This window comes from Bradyrhizobium sp. HKCCYLRH3059 (genome assembly GCF_051168035.1).
Lineage (GTDB): Bacteria > Pseudomonadota > Alphaproteobacteria > Rhizobiales > Xanthobacteraceae > Bradyrhizobium.
The window spans coordinates 1168938-1186722 of record NZ_JBNPUF010000001.1 but is presented as its reverse complement, the minus strand read 5'-3'; the positions used below and the strand labels follow the sequence as shown (position 1 = coordinate 1186722).

17 protein-coding genes are annotated in these 17785 nt (G+C 66.2%); 5 read left to right on the top strand and 12 right to left on the bottom strand.

Annotated features, from left to right (window positions below; all coding sequences use genetic code 11):
- Nucleotides 1-60 precede the first annotated feature (60 nt).
- Together ACQR13_RS05410 and ACQR13_RS05405 are read left to right on the top strand one after the other, a co-directional pair.
- Nucleotides 61-1080, top strand: coding sequence for a glutathione S-transferase family protein (locus tag ACQR13_RS05410; RefSeq protein ID WP_316172698.1), 1020 nt, complete (start codon nucleotides 61-63; stop codon nucleotides 1078-1080).
- A 95-nt stretch (nucleotides 1081-1175) separates the two neighbouring features.
- Nucleotides 1176-1877, top strand: coding sequence for an SDR family NAD(P)-dependent oxidoreductase (locus ACQR13_RS05405; protein WP_315713724.1), 702 nt, complete (start codon nucleotides 1176-1178; stop codon nucleotides 1875-1877).
- A 250-nt stretch (nucleotides 1878-2127) separates the two neighbouring features.
- Here the strand turns inward: ACQR13_RS05405 and ACQR13_RS05400 are convergent, their stop codons facing one another.
- Nucleotides 2128-2748, bottom strand: coding sequence for a GNAT family N-acetyltransferase (locus ACQR13_RS05400; RefSeq protein ID WP_316172699.1), 621 nt, complete (start codon nucleotides 2746-2748; stop codon nucleotides 2128-2130).
- Nucleotides 2749-2825: 77 nt separating this feature from the next.
- Nucleotides 2826-3029: a DUF1127 domain-containing protein gene (locus ACQR13_RS05395; RefSeq protein ID WP_315713722.1), complete on the bottom strand. Its 204-nt coding sequence runs from the start codon at nucleotides 3027-3029 to the stop codon at nucleotides 2826-2828.
- A 114-nt stretch (nucleotides 3030-3143) separates the two neighbouring features.
- Here ACQR13_RS05395 and ACQR13_RS05390 point away from each other — a divergent pair, with 114 nt between their 5' ends.
- The 3 genes from ACQR13_RS05390 (at nucleotide 3144) to ACQR13_RS05380 (ending at nucleotide 6087) form a co-directional block, all read left to right on the top strand.
- Nucleotides 3144-4064, top strand: coding sequence for a transcriptional regulator GcvA (locus ACQR13_RS05390; RefSeq protein WP_316172700.1), 921 nt, complete (start codon nucleotides 3144-3146; stop codon nucleotides 4062-4064).
- A 120-nt stretch (nucleotides 4065-4184) separates the two neighbouring features.
- Nucleotides 4185-5495, top strand: coding sequence for an MFS transporter (locus ACQR13_RS05385; protein ID WP_315713720.1), 1311 nt, complete (start codon nucleotides 4185-4187; stop codon nucleotides 5493-5495).
- A 109-nt stretch (nucleotides 5496-5604) separates the two neighbouring features.
- Nucleotides 5605-6087 (top strand): CinA family protein, encoded by a 483-nt coding sequence (locus ACQR13_RS05380; RefSeq protein ID WP_315713719.1) that lies wholly within the window; start codon nucleotides 5605-5607, stop codon nucleotides 6085-6087.
- Between the two features lie 214 nt (nucleotides 6088-6301).
- Here ACQR13_RS05380 and ACQR13_RS05375 read toward each other — a convergent pair whose 3' ends face one another.
- The 10 genes from ACQR13_RS05375 to ACQR13_RS05330 all read right to left on the bottom strand — a co-directional run bounded on the left by ACQR13_RS05375 (nucleotide 6302) and on the right by ACQR13_RS05330 (nucleotide 17633).
- A complete protein-coding gene (locus tag ACQR13_RS05375; protein WP_315825922.1) occupies nucleotides 6302-7642 on the bottom strand; it encodes an HlyD family type I secretion periplasmic adaptor subunit in 1341 nt (446 codons plus the stop codon).
- On the bottom strand, nucleotides 7639-9381 hold the full coding sequence (locus ACQR13_RS05370; RefSeq protein ID WP_316172701.1) for a type I secretion system permease/ATPase: 1743 nt from the start codon (nucleotides 9379-9381) through the stop codon (nucleotides 7639-7641). The genes ACQR13_RS05375 and ACQR13_RS05370 overlap by 4 nt, the downstream gene beginning before the upstream one ends.
- Before the next feature lie 194 nt (nucleotides 9382-9575).
- Entirely contained in the window at nucleotides 9576-9845 is a 270-nt protein-coding gene (locus tag ACQR13_RS05365) for a GlsB/YeaQ/YmgE family stress response membrane protein (protein WP_315713716.1), read from the bottom strand.
- A 124-nt stretch (nucleotides 9846-9969) separates the two neighbouring features.
- Nucleotides 9970-10953: an ABC transporter ATP-binding protein gene (locus tag ACQR13_RS05360; RefSeq protein WP_316172702.1), complete on the bottom strand. Its 984-nt coding sequence runs from the start codon at nucleotides 10951-10953 to the stop codon at nucleotides 9970-9972.
- 254 nt (nucleotides 10954-11207) lie between these two features.
- Nucleotides 11208-12620: an amidase gene (locus tag ACQR13_RS05355; RefSeq protein WP_434862638.1), complete on the bottom strand. Its 1413-nt coding sequence runs from the start codon at nucleotides 12618-12620 to the stop codon at nucleotides 11208-11210.
- On the bottom strand, nucleotides 12617-12814 hold the full coding sequence (locus ACQR13_RS05350; RefSeq protein ID WP_009026147.1) for a hypothetical protein: 198 nt from the start codon (nucleotides 12812-12814) through the stop codon (nucleotides 12617-12619). Before ACQR13_RS05350 ends, ACQR13_RS05355 begins: the two co-directional genes overlap by 4 nt.
- A gap of 28 nt (nucleotides 12815-12842) precedes the next feature.
- Nucleotides 12843-13892, bottom strand: a complete 1050-nt coding sequence (locus tag ACQR13_RS05345; RefSeq protein ID WP_434842646.1) for an ABC transporter ATP-binding protein — start codon at nucleotides 13890-13892, stop codon at nucleotides 12843-12845.
- 5 nt (nucleotides 13893-13897) lie between these two features.
- On the bottom strand, nucleotides 13898-14800 hold the full coding sequence (locus ACQR13_RS05340; protein WP_315713712.1) for an ABC transporter permease: 903 nt from the start codon (nucleotides 14798-14800) through the stop codon (nucleotides 13898-13900).
- Between the two features lie 2 nt (nucleotides 14801-14802).
- Nucleotides 14803-15756: an ABC transporter permease gene (locus ACQR13_RS05335; protein ID WP_315713711.1), complete on the bottom strand. Its 954-nt coding sequence runs from the start codon at nucleotides 15754-15756 to the stop codon at nucleotides 14803-14805.
- A 230-nt stretch (nucleotides 15757-15986) separates the two neighbouring features.
- Nucleotides 15987-17633: an ABC transporter substrate-binding protein gene (locus ACQR13_RS05330; RefSeq protein ID WP_409999209.1), complete on the bottom strand. Its 1647-nt coding sequence runs from the start codon at nucleotides 17631-17633 to the stop codon at nucleotides 15987-15989.
- Nucleotides 17634-17785 lie beyond the last annotated feature (152 nt).

Genomic DNA, 17785 nt, shown 5'->3' with positions numbered 1-17785 from the left:
AGGTTGCGCCTGATCGGATACACAACAGGCAGCGGCGTGCGCCGAACCGGGAGCAGATCCATGACCAATCAGCCGACGGAGGTTTATCGCATCTTCGGGGCGGAGATGTCGCCCTATTCGGTCAAGGTGCGATCGTATCTGCGTTACAAGGGCATCCCGCATCACTGGATATTGCGCAATGCGGAAAGCGAGGCGGAGTTCGCGCGGCACGCCAAGCTGCCGATCATTCCGCTGGTGGTCGCCCCCGACGAGGTGCCGATGCAGGACTCGACGCCGATCATCGACGCACTGGAGCTCGACTTTCCGCAACCCACGATTCATCCCGGCGACGCGCTGACGAGCTTCATCTCGGCCTTGATCGAGGAGTTCGGGGACGAGTGGGGCAACAAGTGGATGTTCCATTATCGCTGGGCGCGCGATCTCGACCAGCGCGCCTCGGCCGGACGCATCGCCCGCATCCGCACCCCCAGGGCGGACGAGGCCGAGTTGGGCGAGCTGGCCGAGAAGATCCGCGCGCGCATGGTCGAGCGGCTGTGGTATGTCGGCTCCAACGAGATCAACGCGCCGCAGATCGAGCAGGGCTTTGCCGAAATGCTCGACCTGCTCGAACGGCATCTCTCGGTCAGGCCATATCTGTTCGGCCACCGTCCGGCCTACGGCGATTTCGGACTGTGGGGCCAGCTCTACGAGCTGTGGACCGATCCGACGGCCGGCGCCCTGATCGAAGGCCGCGCGCCGCATGTGCTGGCCTGGATCCACCGCATGCTATGGCCGCGCGCCGAAGGTGAGTTCGAGCTGTGGCCGGAACTATCACTGACCTTGATGCCGATCCTGACCCGCCAGGTCGGCGCGCTGTTCATGCCATGGACGCTCGCCAACGAGCAGGCGCTGGCCGAGAACCGCAGCGTCTTCCGCGTCCAGTTCGGCGACTTCACATGGATGCAGAAGCCGCAGAAATATCACGCGCGCTCGCTGGCGATGCTCCGCGGCAAATACGCTTTCCTGCACGATCGCAGCCGGCTCGATGTCGTGCTGGAGGAGATCGGCTGCCTCGCTGGATTGCAGCCGCGTCCCACCTGAGGACGCGCGGCAAAAATGTGGGGACGAGCCGTAGGAAGTCGGCCGCCGGTGCACTAGCTTGATGTCTGCGGACGCTTTGGCCCAAGGACATGCCCATGGACATCCCTGCCTACAAGATCGCCCTCATCGTCGGTGCCGGCGAGGGGCTCTCGGCCTCGCTGGCGAGGCTGTTCGCGCGCGAGAAGATCCGCGTGGCGCTTGCCGCCCGCAAGATCGAGAAGCTCGGCGCGCTCTGCAACGAAACCGGCGCCCGCGCCTACCCCTGCGATGCGACCAATCCGGAGGAGGTCGAGCGGCTGTTCGGCATCGTCGAGCGCGAGATCGGCGCGCCTGATCTCGTGGTCTACAATGCCAGCGCGCGGGCGCGCGGAGCGCTCACCGATCTCGTGCCGGCCGACGTGCAGCAGTCGATTGCCGTCAGCGCCTTCGGCGGCTTCCTGGTGGCGCAGCAGGCGGCACAGCGCATGCTGCCGAACAAGCACGGCGCCATCCTGTTCACCGGCGCCTCCGCCAGCGTGAAGGGCTACGCCCAGTCGGCGCCGTTCGCGATGGGCAAGTTCGCGCTGCGCGGCCTCGCCCAGAGCATGGCGCGCGAACTGTCGCCGCAGGGCATCCACGTCGCGCATTTCGTCATCGACGGCGCGATCAAGAGCGCAGAGCGTCAGGAAGCCGCGGAGCGCCCGAATTCGATGCTCGATCCGGATGCCATCGCCGCAAGTTATTGGAGCGTGCTGCAGCAGCCACGGAGTGCCTGGAGCTGGGAGATGGAGCTGCGGCCGTGGGTGGAGACGTTTTGAGAAGTTGATGTTCCGTATGACGTGGGCAAAGACGCACCACGATCACCGTCATTGCGAGCGAAGCGAAGAATCCAGGGCGGAGCAAGGACTCTGGATTGCTTCGCTTGCGCTCGCAATGACGCGGATCGGTGGTCGCCTCATAGCAACTGTGATCGCCCGGCTCGACCGGGCGATCCAGTACACGCAACTGACAGCTGGTGACACGGTGAGGCCGCGGCGTACGGGATGCCCCGCCTTCGCAGGCATGACGTCATTTGATCTCGGACGTGGCGACTTGCGGCGCGCGACCGACCACGCGCAAATCTGGCCCCACTGAATGAGTCACCACTCCGCTTAGACCCTTCTCGAACCGCACCAGGGTCCAATCGTCCGCATGCGGCTTGATCGTGAAACCGGCCTTGCGGGCCAATGCAATCATTACGTCGTTGGTACGCAGCGCATCGCCCGAGAGGGTCACGCCACCCAACGCGAGCGCGCGTCCTTCCAGATTCGCGATGAGCGCCGGGCCGATGCCGTGGCCTTGCCAGCGGTCATGGACCGACAGGCCAAACTCGACACGACCGACGCCGCGATCGAATGCGTAGCGCGCCTCGGCCACGATGGCTTCGACACCTTCATGGTCCATCGTCGCGATCAGGCTGTAGCGGTCGTTGCGGCCGAGCGCGACGAAATCCTCGAGCACCGCCTTTGGCAGCTCGTTGAGTGCGCCGAGGAAACGCTTGTGGCGCGAGCGTTGGCTCAAGGACCGGACATAGCTCTGCAGCGCCTCGGCGTCGTCAGATGTGACGAAGCGCAGGCGCACCTCCTCGCCACGCCGCGTGTGAATGATGTTGGAGCCGGCAGCGAGATCGGCAATGGCGGGCGTCGGCATGCGCGGCTCCAACCGGGAAGCTTGCCGGCGCCCTCCTTTGCGGAGCGGCACCGGCGCGGCGGGATGAGTAAGGGGGATCAACCCCGCCAGAACGGCTTGTCGATCTCGGCGGCGATATCGCTGCGGGACAGACCGAGGTCGTGCAGGTCGCGCTCCGACCATTGCGCCAGCTCGTGCCGCGTGCGGTAGCGGAAGCGCCAGGCGGCGAGCAGCTCCACGACGCCGGACCAGAACCCCGGGCCATGATGTTTCGTCATTGACGAGGAGACGTAGATGGACATGAAGGCCTCCTGAAAATTCCTTGAGGCTGCAATATCGAGCGCTTGCGCTTCATCCACAAACGACATTTACTACCGTTTCGGATGAAATAACGTCATGAACCGGGGAGGCCGTGAATGGCCCGACTGCCGTCGCTGAATGGATTGCGGGCGTTCGAGGCTGCGGCGCGGCATCTGAGCTTCACCCGCGCGGCCTCCGAGCTGAACGTGACGCAGACCGCAATCAGCCATCAGATCAAGCGCTTGGAGGACGAGCTCGGGCTGCGCCTCTTCGTCCGCCAGAACCGTAGCCTGGCGCTGACGCCGCAGGCCCGCGACTATCTCCCGCTGGTGCGCGCCGCGTTCGACGATCTCCGGCTGGCAACGGAACGGCTGGTCCGCAAGGACAACGCCAAGGTGCTGACGGTTTCCACCATCGCCTCGCTGGCCGCCAAATGGCTGCTGCCGCGGCTGACGGCCTTTCAGGAGGCCCATCCCGGCATCGACGTGCGGATCACGACGTCGACCGGCCTGGTCGATTTTCGCAAGGACGACGTCGACGCCGCGATCCGCTATGGCCGTGGCCATTGGCCGGGCGTGCGGGCGGAGTGGCTGATGGCCGACGAGCTGTTTCCGGTGTGCAGCCCGGCGCTGCTGCAGGGCGACAAGCCACTACGCTGTCCGGAGGACCTCGCACATCACACGCTGCTGCAGGTCAGCGGCGGCTATGACGACGACTGGCGGCTATGGCTGACCGCGGCGGGTCTGCCGGTGGAGATGTCGAGGCAGGGTCGGCTGAGCTTCGACCTGTCGCTGATGACCGTTCAGGCCGCGATCGACGGGCTCGGCGTCGCGATCGGGCGTACGGCCTACGTCCAGGACGACATCGCCAAGGGCCGGCTGGTGGTGCCGTTCAAGATGACGCTGCCGAGCGATGCCGGGTTCTATCTGGTGACGCCGGAGGGCCGGACCGATCCGCCGAAGCTGAAGGCGTTCCGGCAATGGCTGAAGGGTGCAATGCAGCAGAAGTCGGCCGCCGGCAATTCTGTTCAGGCCTAGGGCGCCTTGAGCGCAAAGCTATTGGCCGCCAGGGCTTGGCGTGGCAGATTGTCGCACCTTTCCCCTCGGCCGGCGTAGAAATCCTCCGCACGAGCCTCTCGACGGTAGGAGTTTCCCCGCGTGTCCTCAACGTCAATCCCGCAGCCGGCTACGATCCATTCGCGCATCGGCGCGATCCTGCGCGCCACCAGCGGCAATTTCCTCGAGCAGTTCGACTTCTTCCTGTTCGGCTTCTACGCCCCGATCATCGCCAAGGCGTTCTTCCCATCGGAGAACGAGACTGCATCTCTGCTCAATGCCTATGGCGTGTTCTGGCTCGGCGCCCTGATGCGACCGGTCGGCGCCATCGTGCTCGGCGCCTATGTCGACAAGATCGGCCGGCGCCAGGGCCTGATCGTGACGCTCGGCATCATGGCGATCGGCACGATCGTCATCGCATTCTGCCCGACCTATGCGACGATCGGCATCGCGGCCCCGATCATCGTGCTGCTCGGGCGGCTGTTGCAGGGCTTCTCGGCCGGTGTCGAGCTCGGCGGCGTGTCGGTCTATCTGTCCGAGATCTCCACGCCCGGCAATCGCGGCCTCTACACCTCGTTCCAGTCGTCCAGCCAGCAGGTCGCGATCTTCGTCGCGTCGGTCATCGGCTACGTGCTCAACCAGGCCATGCCGGCGGACATGGTGGCCGCCTGGGGCTGGCGCATTCCCTTCTTCATCGGCTGCCTGATCATTCCGCTGATCTTTTTCCTGCGCCGCACGCTGGAGGAGACGCCGGCCTTCCTCGCGATGAAGAAGCACCCGACCGCGCGCGAAGTATTCGCCTCGGCGCTGGAGAACTGGCGCATCGTGATCCTCGGCATGATGATCGCGGTGCTGACCACGACGATGTTCTACTTCATCACCGTCTACGGTCCCGGTTTCGGCAAGGAACTGAAGCTGTCGGCGGCGGATTCACTGCTCGTCACTTTGCTGGTCGCCGTGACCAACTTCTTATGGAATCCGGTCGGCGGCGCGGTGTCGGATCGGATCGGACGCAAGCCGGTGCTGGTGACCATCGCGGCTCTGGCGTTGCTGACCGCCTATCCCGCCTTGCACTGGCTCGCGGCGGCGCCGAGCTTCGGCAAGCTGCTCGCGGTCGAAATGCTGTTCTCCTTCTATTTCGGCGTCTATAGCGGCACCATGCTGGGCTGCCTGGTCGAGATCGTGCCTGCGCATGTCCGCACCACCTGCTTCTCGATCGCCTTTGCGCTGGCGGCTGGGCTGTTCGGCACCGCGACGCCGGCGGTATCGACCTGGCTCATCAACAAGACCGGCGACAAGGCCTCGCCCGGCTACTGGCTGATGTGCGCCGCCGTGCTCGGTATCATCGCAGCGATGACCGTCTATCGCGGCGGCCGCCAGGCCGTCGCGGCGCGCGAGCCGATCATTGCGTGATCGCTGCGAGGGGCAGCGCCTTCCTTGGCGCGCGCTTTCGGCGCATGATGGTGGGGAATGAACAGCAGCCGGCAGCGGCGGGTGTCGACGCTGCCGAAGGATGACCGCCATGCAGCACCTCATCGCTGTCGCCGAGAAGGTCGCGGCGCGGCTGATCGCCAAAAAGCAGACCATTGCCGTTGCGGAATCCTCCGCCGGCGGCCTGATCGCGGCGGCGCTGCTCGCGGTGCCCGGCGCATCCGCCTATTTCCTCGGCGGCGCCGTGGTCTATACGCGCGACGCCCGCCGCGTGCTGATGGACATTCCGGACGAGGCGATGAAGGGCATCCGCTCGGCGTCGGAGCCTTATGCGGAGCTGCTGGCGCGGCAGATCAGGACGCGCTTTGCGACTGATTGGGGAGTGTCGGAGACCGGTGCCGCGGGTCCTGCCGGCAATCGCTATGGCGACGCGGCGGGACATGCGTGCTTCGCTGTTGCGGGGCCCGCGACCGCAGTCGTCACTCTGGAGAGCGGCCACAGCGACCGTTTTGCCAACATGCAGCTGTTCGCGAAGAGCGCGCTGGAGCTGTTACTCAAGAAACTCGACGAATAAACCGCTGTCGTCCCGGGCAAGCCCGATGACGCGCAGCGTCGGCGGGCGCCGACCCGGGACCCAAACTCCGCAGCAGAAATGGGGCGCGACGCGAGACGTCACGAGCATCTCGCGCCACGACTGCTCCCTGTGGTTATGGATCCCCGCGTTCGCGGGGATGACAGCGAGATTGGAGCGCTGCCCGCGGTCTCCGCAGGGACGGCAGCCGGGCCCCTCACTTCTCCCGGAACGCACGCATCAGCTGGTCGTGCAGCGGCTTCATCAGGTAGGAAATGACAGTGCGGTCGCCGGTCTGCACGAATGCCTCGACCGGCATGCCCGGAATCAGCTTGACGTCGCCGAGCCTCGCGATCTCCTCGGGCGGCATCGAGACGCGGATGGTGTAATAGCTCTGGCCGGTGCGCTGGTCGGTGGTGACGTCGGGCGAGACGCGGCTGACGACGCCGTTCAGCTCCGGCGTGGTGCGCTGGTTGAAGGCGGACAGCCGCAGCAACGTCTTCTGGCCAACCTGCAGCTTGTCGATGTCCTGCGGATTGACCTTGGCCTCGACCTGGAGATCGTCGCTCTGCGGCACGATCAGCATGATGGTGTCGCCGGCGGTGATGACGCCGCCGACGGTATGGACGCTCGACTGCAGCACCATGCCGTCCTGCGGCGCGCGGATGTCGACGCGGCGAAGCTGGTCCTCGGCGGTGACCTTGCGCTCGACGAACTCGCCGATCTTGTCGGTGGTCTCGCGCAGATCCTTGGACACCTCGCTGACCATGTCCTTGTCGACCTGGATGATCTGCAGCTCGGTCTCGCTGATCTTGCCCTTGGCCTGGGCACGCGCGGCGATGAATTGCGCGCGCTCGCCGTTGAGGCGGGCGGCGTCGCGCTCCAAGGTGGTCAGGCGCGACAGCTGCACCAGATGCTGCTCATAGAGCTGGCGCACGCCGTCGAGCTCCTTCTGGACCAGCGCGATCTCCTGGTCCTTGGCGCTGACCTGCGCCGCGAGTCCCTCGATCTCCTCGTTCAGTTGGGTGACACGCTCGCGCAATTGCGCTTTCTGGCCGATCCGGCCGTTGACACGGACCTCGAACAGCTTGGTCTCGCTCGCCGTCAGGCTCTTGACCTCGGGATCGCTGATGCGCTGCAGTAACTGCGGCGGAAACAGGATCTTGGCCCAGCCGCGCTGCTCGGCCTCCAGCCGGGCGGCGCGCGCCTGCAGCGCATCGAGGTTCTTGGTGACGATGGCGAGACTTGCCTTGGTCACGGTGTCGTCGAGCCGCACCACGATGTCGCCGGACTTGACGACGTCGCCGTCGCGCGCCCGAAGCTCGCCGACCACGCCGCCGGTCGGATGCTGCACCTTCTTGACGTTGGATTCGACCACGATCTGGCCGGGCGCGATCAACGCGCCGGAAATCTGCTGCGTCGCGGCCCAGCCGCCAAGCCCGCCGGCGACCGCAACGACGACGCCCATGCCGATCAGCAGGTGGCGGCGGATCGACTCGCGCACGCTCTCCGTCTTGCGGCCGCCAGGAAGTGGACCGGCAACGACCTGACTGCTCATGGCTTTGCCACTCCGGCTTCCGAGACGATCTTGATCGGCGACGGCGCACGCGGCTGCAGCACCTGCGCCAGCACCGTCTCCTTCGGACCGAACGCCTGGGCACGGCCGTCCTTCATGACCAGCACCTGGTCGACCGCCTCGATGCCGATCGGCCGGTGCGCGACGACGACCACGATCGCGCCGCGCGCCCGCGCTGAGCGCACCGCGCGTGACAGCGCCTCGTCGCCTTCGGTATCGAGATTGGAGTTGGGCTCGTCGAGCACGATCAGGAACGGATTGCCATAGAGCGCGCGCGCCAGCGCCACGCGCTGCGCCTGGCCTGCCGACAGCGCGGCACCCTGCTCGCCGATCTCTGTGTCATAGCCGTCGCGCATCTTGATGATCATGTCGTGCACGCCGGCTTCCTTGGCGGCGGCGATGATGCCGTCGGCGGAGGCCTGCGGATCGAAACGGCAGATGTTCTGCGCGACGGAGCCTGCGAACAATTCGACATCCTGCGGCAGATAGCCGATGTGACGGCCGAGCTCGTCCGTCGACCATTGGTCGAGCGCCGCACCATCGAGCCGGACATGGCCGCGCACCGGACGCCAGACACCGACCAGCGCCCGCACCAGCGACGACTTGCCCGACGCGCTCGGACCGATGATGCCGAGGCCATTGCCGGCCGACAACGCGAAGCTCACGTCCTGCACGATCGCCTTCTGGTCCCCCGGCGCGACGATCGAGATGGCCTCGACCGAGAGCTTGCCGACCGGCGGCTGCAGCAGGGTCGGCGCCGGTCGCTGCGGCATCGTCTGCAACAGATGGCTGAGACGGCGCCAGCTCTGGCGCGCGGCAACGAAGCTCTTCCAATGTGCGATCGCGAGATCGACGGGCGCCAGCGCCCGCGCGCTCAGGATCGAGCCGGCGATGATGATGCCCGCGGTCGCCTCCTGATGGATCACGAGATAGGCGCCGACCGCGAGCACCGCGGACTGCAGCATCATGCGCAGCACCTTGGCGATGGCGCCGAGGCCGCCGGCGACGTCGCTGGCGCGCTGGTTGCCGGCGAGATATTTTTCGTTGGTCTCGCTCCAGCGCGACAGCATGCGCCCGGTCATGCCCATCGCGACCAGGACCTCGGCGTTGCGGCGACTTGAGGTGGCGAGATCGTTGCGGCGGGCGGCGAGCCCCATCGCCTCCTTGGCCGGCGTGCGGGTGAGGAATTCGGTGATCAGCGTCAGGGCGACGAGGATGATGGCGCCGGCCAGCGCGGTAACGCCGAGCATCACGTGAAAAGCGAAGCAGATCGCCAGATACAGCGGCAGCCACGGCAGATCGAAGAACGCGCCCGGCCCCTGGCTGCCGAGAAAGCTCCTGATGTTATCGAGGTCGCGCAGCGGCTGCAGGCCCTCGTTGCGGCCGCCGGCGGACAGCGGCAGCCGCACCACGGTGTCGAACACCCGCGCGTTCAGGCTCTCGTCCAGCGCGGTGCCGATCCGCCCGAGAATGCGGCTACGGATCATGTCGAGCGCGCCCTGGGCGGCGTAAAGCCCCGCGGCGATGATGATCAGGCCGATCAGCGTCGGCACGGACCGGCTCGGCAGCACCCGATCGTAGACCTCGAGCATGAAGATCGAGCCGGTGAGATACAGCAGGTTGATGATGCAGCTCATCACCCCGACGCCGATGAAGGCGCTACGGCAACCGCGCAAGGCATCGCTGAGCTCGGATTGCCTCACGTGAGGTGCAGCCGCCATCACCACCATCTCTTCAATTGATCAAATGAGCTACGTGGCCGCCGACCAAAAGCACAAACTGGCGGCAAACAAGGCGAAATATACTGATTCCCGCGGTGAGCGTCCAACGATGCTCACTTTAGCGTAAATTAGCTATGTGCTGGGGTATGTCGCGTGGCGCGGTGCAAACGTTCAGCCACGCCGGATCGCAAGTCCTAGAGCCGCCCGCCGGTCCGCACCAGCCGCACCACCAGCAGGAGAATGATGGCGCCGAGCGCGGAATAGACGATTTCCGACACGAGGCCGGTGCCGATCCGGACGCCAAGCCGCGGGAAGATCAGGCTTGCGACCAAGGCGCCGAGCACGCCGATCACGATGTCGCCGACCAGCCCGAAGCCGGTGCCGCGGACGATCTTGCCGGCCAGCCAGCCTGCAACCAGGCCAACGAACAGAATGACCAGGATACCTTCGTTCGATACGTGCATGGCGTGTCCTCATCCAGCGCGGACGATCGGTCCCACGCGTGGCAGCACCTTAGCGAGGCCGTTGCGACGCTTCGACACGCGATGGACGGTTTCGGCCGGTGAGGAGCGCGTTTCGGGCGAACCGTTACGTTGCCGCCACACTTGCCGGCGCCTCGGCCAGGACGCAGCGCGCCAGCCGCTGTGGTCCGAGCGCAATGTTCGGCGGCATCGCCTCCGAGCAGCGCGGCTGCGCCAGGCCGCAGCGCGGTGCGAACGAGCAGCTCCGCGGCGCCCGGTCGAGCGAGGGTGGCGTGCCCGGAATGGTCTGCAGCCGCTCGCCGCGCCTGGCACCATGGATCGTCGAAGCCAGCAGGCCGCGCGCATAGGGGTGCACGGGTTGGCGCACGATTTCGCGCAAGCTGCCCTGCTCCACGATCTCTCCGGCATACATCACGGCGAGGCGGTCGCAGATCTCGATCGCGACGCCGATGTCGTGGGTGACGAAGATGACGGACATGCCGAACTCGCGCTGCAGTTCGCGCAACAGCAGCAGGATCTGGATCTGGACGGTGGCGTCGAGTGCGGTGGTCGGCTCGTCGGCCAGCAGCACTTTCGGCCGGCACGCCAGCGCCAGCGCGATCATCGCGCGCTGGCGCATGCCGCCGGACATCTCGTGCGGATAGGACTCCAGGCGACGCTTCGCCGAGGGAATCCTGACGACGTCGAGCATCTCCAGCGCCCGCGCCTGCGCTTCCGCAAAACTCCTGCCCTCGTGCCGCATGACGGTCTCGGCGATCTGCCGGCCGATGGTGTAGACCGGATCGAGCGCAAGCCCCGGCTCCTGGAAGATCATCGACACGGAGCGGCCGCGAAACTGCGACAGCTCGTCGTCGTTCATCGCCAGCACGTCGCGGCCCAGCACCTTGACACTGCCGGAGATCTGCGTCCGCTTGTTCGGCAACAGCCGCATCAGCGCCCGCATGGTCACGCTCTTGCCCGAGCCGGACTCGCCGAGCAGGCCGAGCACCTCGCCATCGCCGAGCGACAGGCTGACATCGTTCACCGCATGCACGGTGCGCTCGCCGGTGAAGCGGATGGTGAGATTGTCGATCTCGACGAGGTTGGTCATGGGGAGGCTATCTCACCTTGCCGTCAGGAACACCGTGGCCAATTGCGAAGTGAGCTGCGACCCTCCCCTGGAGGGGGAGGGTCGGCTCGCATGAAGCGCAGCGGAATGCGAGACGGGGTGGGGTGACAGCCCCTCCATGGACTTGCTTCCAAGGGGAGAGACCGTCACCCCACCCCGATTGCGCATGAGATGCGCAATCGACCCTCCCCCTCCAGGGGAGGGTGAGACCGTCGGACGGTATGCACAGGTCTCCCTCATGGCAGCGTCGGCACCCTGGCGTGGAAATCAGTCGCGCGCTGGAAGGCGGCGCCGATGGTCAGAATCGTAGCCTCATCGAAGGAGCGGCCGATCAGTTGCATGCCGACAGGAAGCCCCGTCGACGTGAAGCCGGTCGGGATCGCCAGCGACGGCAGGCCGAGATAGTTCACCGGGCGGGTGAAGCGGGTGATGCGCTGGATCACAGCTTCCGCACCCGGCGCGCCGCCGACATCGCTCTCGGCGATCGAGGGCGTCACCAGCGGCGACACCGGCGCGATCACGGCATCGACGCCAGAGGTTGCCGCGACATGCGCCGCCAGCGCCGCACCGCGCCAACGCAGCGCTTCGAGATAGGCGACGCCGGAGACGGCCAGAGCGTTCTGCAGCCGCATCAGCACCTGCGGGCCATAGTCCTGCGGACGCTCGATCATCCAGCGCTTGTGGAAGGCGGCCGCCTCGACCGCTAGCACGAGCTGGCAGGCTGCGGTGAGCTGGCGCTGATCCGGCAGCTCGACCTGAACCACATCGGCGCCCTCGGTCTTCAGCACCGCGATCGTCGCATCGAGACAGCGCGCCACCTCAGGATCGAGGTCGTCGACATAGAACGCCTTGGGCACGCCGATCCTGAGACCCTTGATCGAGGCCTGGGTGGCGGCGACATAGTCCGGCACGGGTGCCGCGCTGGCGGTAGGATCCTCGGAATCGGGACCAGCCATCAGCCCAAGGATCAGCGCACAATCCTCCGCGGTCTGCGCCAGCGGCCCGACCGTGTCGAGCGACTGCGACAGCGGCATCGCACCGGCGCGGCTGACGCGGCCCCAGGTCACCTTCAGGCCGGTGACGCCGCAGAAATTCGCGGGCATGCGGATCGAGCCGCCGGTATCGGAGCCGAGTGCCGCGAAGGTCAGGCGCGCGCCGACCGCCGAGCCGGAGCCGGACGACGAGCCACCGGTGACGTAGCCGAGCTTCCAGGGATTGTGCACCGGACCGTAATGCGCGTTGTGTCCCGTCGGGCCATAGGCGAATTCGGCCATCTGCAGGGTGCCGAGCCGGATCGAACCGGCATCCTTCAGCCGCTGCAGCGCGGTCGAGGTCGTCGTTGCGACGAAGTCGCGCCGAATCAGCGAGCCGCAGGTCGAGATGTGGCCGGCCTTGTAATACATGTCCTTGTGCGCAAGCGGAACGCCGTGCAGCGGGCCCTTGGGGCCGTCCTTGGCGAGCGCTGCATCGGCTTCGGCGGCGGCCTTCAGCGCCGGCTCGGATTCGATCGCCATGAAGGCGTTCAGCTTCGGCTGCCACTGCGCGATGCGATGCAGGCAGGAGCGCGTCACCTCGACCGAAGAGAGCTTCCTGTCCGCAATCGCCTTCGCGACGTCGGTCAGGGTCATCAAGGCAGGTTCGGTGCTCATCGGCCCACCTTCAGCGTCTGCGCCAGGACGTAGCTCGCCGGCTCCAGGTCGAATGGGAGTGTACCGGCAACCGCGGCGAAGTTGTCGAAGGCCGGTCCGATCGAGTCGGCGATGCGGGTGGCAACCTCCTTGTCGACCGGCAGGCCGGAGGCCTCCGCGATGGCACTGACTTGCTGGGGCGTGGGTCTGGTCATTCCGCTTCTCACTGCTGGTGTCTGCCCGTCAGGCGGCCGGCGCCCGGCTGTGTCCCGAGCCTGGGATCGCCATGTGGCAGGCGGCCTGATGGCCCATTGTATCCAGCTCCGTCAATCTTGGCGCGACATTCGCGCATGGCGCCTCGGCAAATGGACAGCGGGTGTGGAAGCGGCAGCCGGCGGGCGGATCGATCGGGTTGGGTGGATCCCCAGACAGCGGCGGCTCCTCCGTGCGCCTGTCGGGATCGGAGGACGGCATCGCCGCCAGCAGCGCCCGTGTATAGGGATGCGCCGGCCTGGCCCAGACCTCCTCGACCGGACCGAGCTCGACGACCTCGCCGAGATACATCACCAGCACGCGGTCGGAGATGTAGTTGATGACGTTGAGGTCGTGGCTGATGAATAGATACGTCAGGCCGAACTCGCGCTTCAGGTCCATCAGCAGGTTCAGCACCTGCGCCTCGACCGACTTGTCGAGTGCCGACACCGCCTCGTCGAGGATCACCAGCCGCGGCGACAGCGCGAGCGCGCGGGCGATGTTGACGCGCTGGCGCTGGCCACCGGAGATCTCGTGCGGATAACGGTTGGCGAAGGTTTCGGGCCTCAGGCCGACCTTGCCGAGCAGCTCGCGCGCCAGCGCACGCGCCGCAGTGTCGGTCATGCCGTGCACCTTCGGCCCGAATGCAATCGACTCCTCGATCGTCAGCCGCGGATTGAGCGAGGCATAGGAGTCCTGGAACACCATCTGCATGCCGCGCCTGAGCTCGCGCAACGACATCTCGTGGCCGACCTGCCGGCCGTCGAAGATGATCTCGCCGGCATCGCGGTCCATCAGATGCATCAGGAGCCGCGCCGTGGTGGACTTGCCGCAGCCGGACTCGCCGACGATGCCGACCGTCTCGCCCTTGCCGATGACGAACGAGACGTCGTCGACGGCGCGCACCGTCTTGCGCACACCGAACAGGCCGCCACGGACCGGGAAGTGTTTCGTCAGGCCATCGACCCGCAGCAGCGGCTGCGCCTTGCCGCCGAGGTCCTCGATCGGCTGCAGTCCGGTGACTTCCGATGCTTCATTCATGCCTCTCAGCTCCGGATGTCCATCGCGCTGCGCAGGCCGTCGCTGAGCAGGTTGAAGCAGATGGAGACAGCGAAGATCATCACGCCCGGCAGCGCCGCCACCCAGGGATTGACGTAGATCGCCGTACGCAAGGTGTTCAGCATCAAGCCCCATTCCGGCTCCGGCGGCTTGGTGCCGAGACCAAGGAACGAAAGACCGGCCGCGAGGATCATCGACACCGAGATCAGCCCCGTCGCATAGACGAAGATCGGTCCGAGCACGTTGCCGAGCATGTGCGCGCGCATGATCGTGAACGCGTTCGCGCCCGAGGCGCGCGCGGCCTCGACGAAATCGCGATTGCGCACGCCCGTCGTGACGCTCTCGGCGACGCGGGTGATCTGCGGCACGAACACGATGGTCAGCGACACGATGGAGTTGGTGATCCCTGCGCCGAGCGCGCCGGAGATCGCGATCGCCAGCAGCACCGAGGGGAAGGCGTAGAACACGTCGATGGTGCGCATGATCGCGGTGTTGACCCAGCCGCCGACATAGCCGGCGACGAGGCCGAGCATCGTGCCGATGCCGAAGGCGAGAATGACCGGCGAGATGCCGATCAGCAGCGACAGCCGGCCGCCATAGATCAGCCGCGCCAGCATGTCGCGTCCCAGCTCGTCGGTGCCGAGCGGATAGTTCGGCGTGCCGATGTGGCGCAGGCGCCGAATCATCGAGCCCTGATAGGGATCCGCGAGATGCAGATAGGGCGCGAGCAGCGCGGAGAGAAAGATCAGCAGCAGGATCGCGACGCAGACCATGCTGAGCTTGTCGCGGACGATCCGGCGACCGACGGTCGCCCAATAGCCGCGTGCGTTCGCGATCGGCGCGGCCTGCAGCGAGGCGTCGTTGAGGGCGCCGGGGGTACTGACGCTCATCGTTAGCCTCGCTTGATGCGCGGATCGATCGCGGCCTGCGCGATGTCGACCACGAGATTGAGGATGACGAAGAACATCGCCAGCACCAGGATCGTGCCCTGCAAGAGCGGCAGGTCACGCTGGAAGATCGCCGAGTTCAACAGCAGACCCGAGCCGGGCCACGAGAACACAGTCTCGATCAGGATCGATCCGCCCAGCATGTAGCCGAGCTGCAGGCCCATGACCGCCAGGGCGGTCGGCGCGGCATTCTTCAGCACGTGGCGGAACACCTGGGTTTCGCGCAGGCCCTTCGCGCGCAGCGCCTCGACGAAATCCTGGCTGAGGATGTCGCCGGTCAGCGCGCGCACGGTGCGCGTGATGATGCCCATCGGAATCACCGAGGTGGTGATCGCGGGCAGGACCAGGAAGCGGATATGGGCCCAGTCCCACGACCATGCGCCCGAGCCGGACGGACCGGCGCCAACCGCAGGCAGCCAGTTCAGCTCGACCGAGAAGATGATGACGAGCACCATGCCGAGCCAATAGTGCGGCAGCGATACGCCGGCGATCGCAATGGACGTCGCCACCTTGTCGATCCAGCTGTCGCGGAAATAGCCGGCGACGAGGCCGAAGAACAGGCCGAGCGAGAATCCGATGATGGCGGCTGCGATCGCCAGGGTCACGGTGTTGGAGACTGCGCGCAGCACCTCGGCGAGCACGGGACGGCCGGTGGCGATCGAGCTGCCGAGATCGCCATTGACGGCGCGCCACAACCACAGCCCGAACTGCACCGGCAGCGGCTTGTCGAAGCCATAGGCCACGCGCAGCTGCTGTGCCAGCTCCTGCGACGCGTCGGCCGGCAGCACCGCAACGAGCGGATCACCCGGCGTGATGTGAACGAGCATGAAGCAGACGAGCGCGACGCCGATGATGATCGGGATCGCATAGACCATCCGCCTGGCAGCATAAGAGAGCACGAGTCACCTTCATAAGCCTCTCCTCATCGGCGGAGAGTCGCGAGATACAAGCGGCACCAAGAAAGCTCCCCTCCCCCTTGCGGGGAGGGGTGGGGGGTGGGGGTCCACACAAAAACTGCCGCCGGAGTACCCCCCTCCCCACCCCTCCCCCACAAGGGGGGAGGGAGCGCAGCGGGGCAAGCGGCGAGATCAGCCTGCGAACGTGGACAAATACTCCACCACGCGAACGGCTACTCCACCGAGATCGGCGAGAAGTCGATGAACCAGCTCTTCGGCTGCACCACGCCCTTCACCTTCGGGCTCATCGCGCGCGGGCCGACGTCGTGCGCCACGTAGAGGAACGCCGCGTCATCGACCGACGCCGCATGCAGCTCCGCCAGCGCCTTGTCGCGCTCGGCCGGATCGAAAGTCTGGCGCGCCTTCTTCACCAGCTCATCGAACTTCGGGTTGTTGATGAAACCCCAGTTGTTGGAGACCGGCGGCGCCATCGAGGACTGCAGGAAGCGCACCAGCGCAAAGAAGGGGTCCATCGCCGCGTAGGTGACGTTGGTGGCGCTGGCGCCGTTGGCGGACGGATCCTTGGCGCCGCGGCGCCAGTTGGTGAACAGCGTGTTCCACTCGATGACGTCGAGCTTGACGTCGAAATAGCACTCGGCCAGTGCCTGCTGCAGATATTCGTTCATCGGCAGCGGCTGCATCTGGCCCGAGCCCGACGCCGACGTCTGCGTCTTGACCTCGAGCTTCTTGTTCGGGCCGTAGCCAGCCTCCTGCATCAGCTTCTGCGCGGCCGCCTTGTCGTACTTGATCTCGAAGGTGACGTTGCCGCGCCAGGGATGGCCCTTCTCGAAGGTTCCGGTCGCCGGCACCATCAGTCCGGCAAGCAGGCCGTCGCGCAGGCCCTCGCGATCGATGCAGAGGTTGGCGGCCTTGCGAACGCGGATGTCGTTCCACGGCGAGCCTTCGACGCGCGAGAACTGCCAGGGCCAGACATGCGGCTGCTCGTTGGCGTAGAGCTTGAAGCCGCGCTGCTTGATCTCCGGCAGCGCATCTGGCGCCGGCGCCTCGACCCAGTCGACCTGTCCGGACAGCAGCGCCGCGGTGCGCGCGTTCGCCTCGGGCATCGGCAGCAGGATCATCTTGTCGGCCTTGGGCACACGCGCCTTGTCCCAATAGGCATCGTTCTTGACCAGCTCCAGCCGCTCGCGCGGCGTGAACTTCGCCATCTTCCACGGACCGGTGCCCGAGGCATCCTTGGCGAAGGCGGCCCAGGCGGCTTGCGACTTCGCCTTGTCGTCGGCGCCGGTCGCGGACTCATAGAGTTTCTGCCACTTCGTCGGGCTCGCCATGAACAGATTGGTGAGGTTGATCGGCAGGAAGCTGTCCGGCTCCTTCGTCGTCAGCTCGACGGTGAGATCGTCGATCTTGCGCGCCGATGCCAGCGTCGGCATGCGCGAGGCGGTGACGCCGACCTGGCTCGGATCGAACTGCGGCGCGTCCTGCTTCAGCACCTTCTCGACGTTCCACACCACGGCGTCGGCATTGAACGGCGCGCCGTCATGGAAGGTGACGCCGGGACGCAGCTTGAACGTCCACTTGGTCTTGTCGGCATCGTCGACCTTCCACTCGGTGGCAAGGCCGGGAATGACGACGCTCGGCTTGTCCTCCGACGACAGGTCCCACATCGTCAGCGCGTCGTACATCGTAAGGCCGGTGAAGCGGTTGCCCTCGAAGCCCTGATCGGGCTGGCCGAGCGTGCGCGGAATGTCTGCGGCAGTCATGCCGATGCGCAATACGGTTTCCGCGCCCGCCTGCGCCGGCAGCACGAGGATGGCAGCGCTGGTCATCATGGCGGCCGCAACGGCCACGCGCGTCGTCATTGAGGTCGCAATACGCAAAAGCACGATCAAGGTCTCCGATCAGCTGGCTAAATTCTGGGCAGCATTATGCAACGCCTATGCCAGCGGTGCTCCCGATCTCGTGCCTGCGACGCGAGGTCACAACCGTTTGTGCTCGAACGATCCGGTCAGAG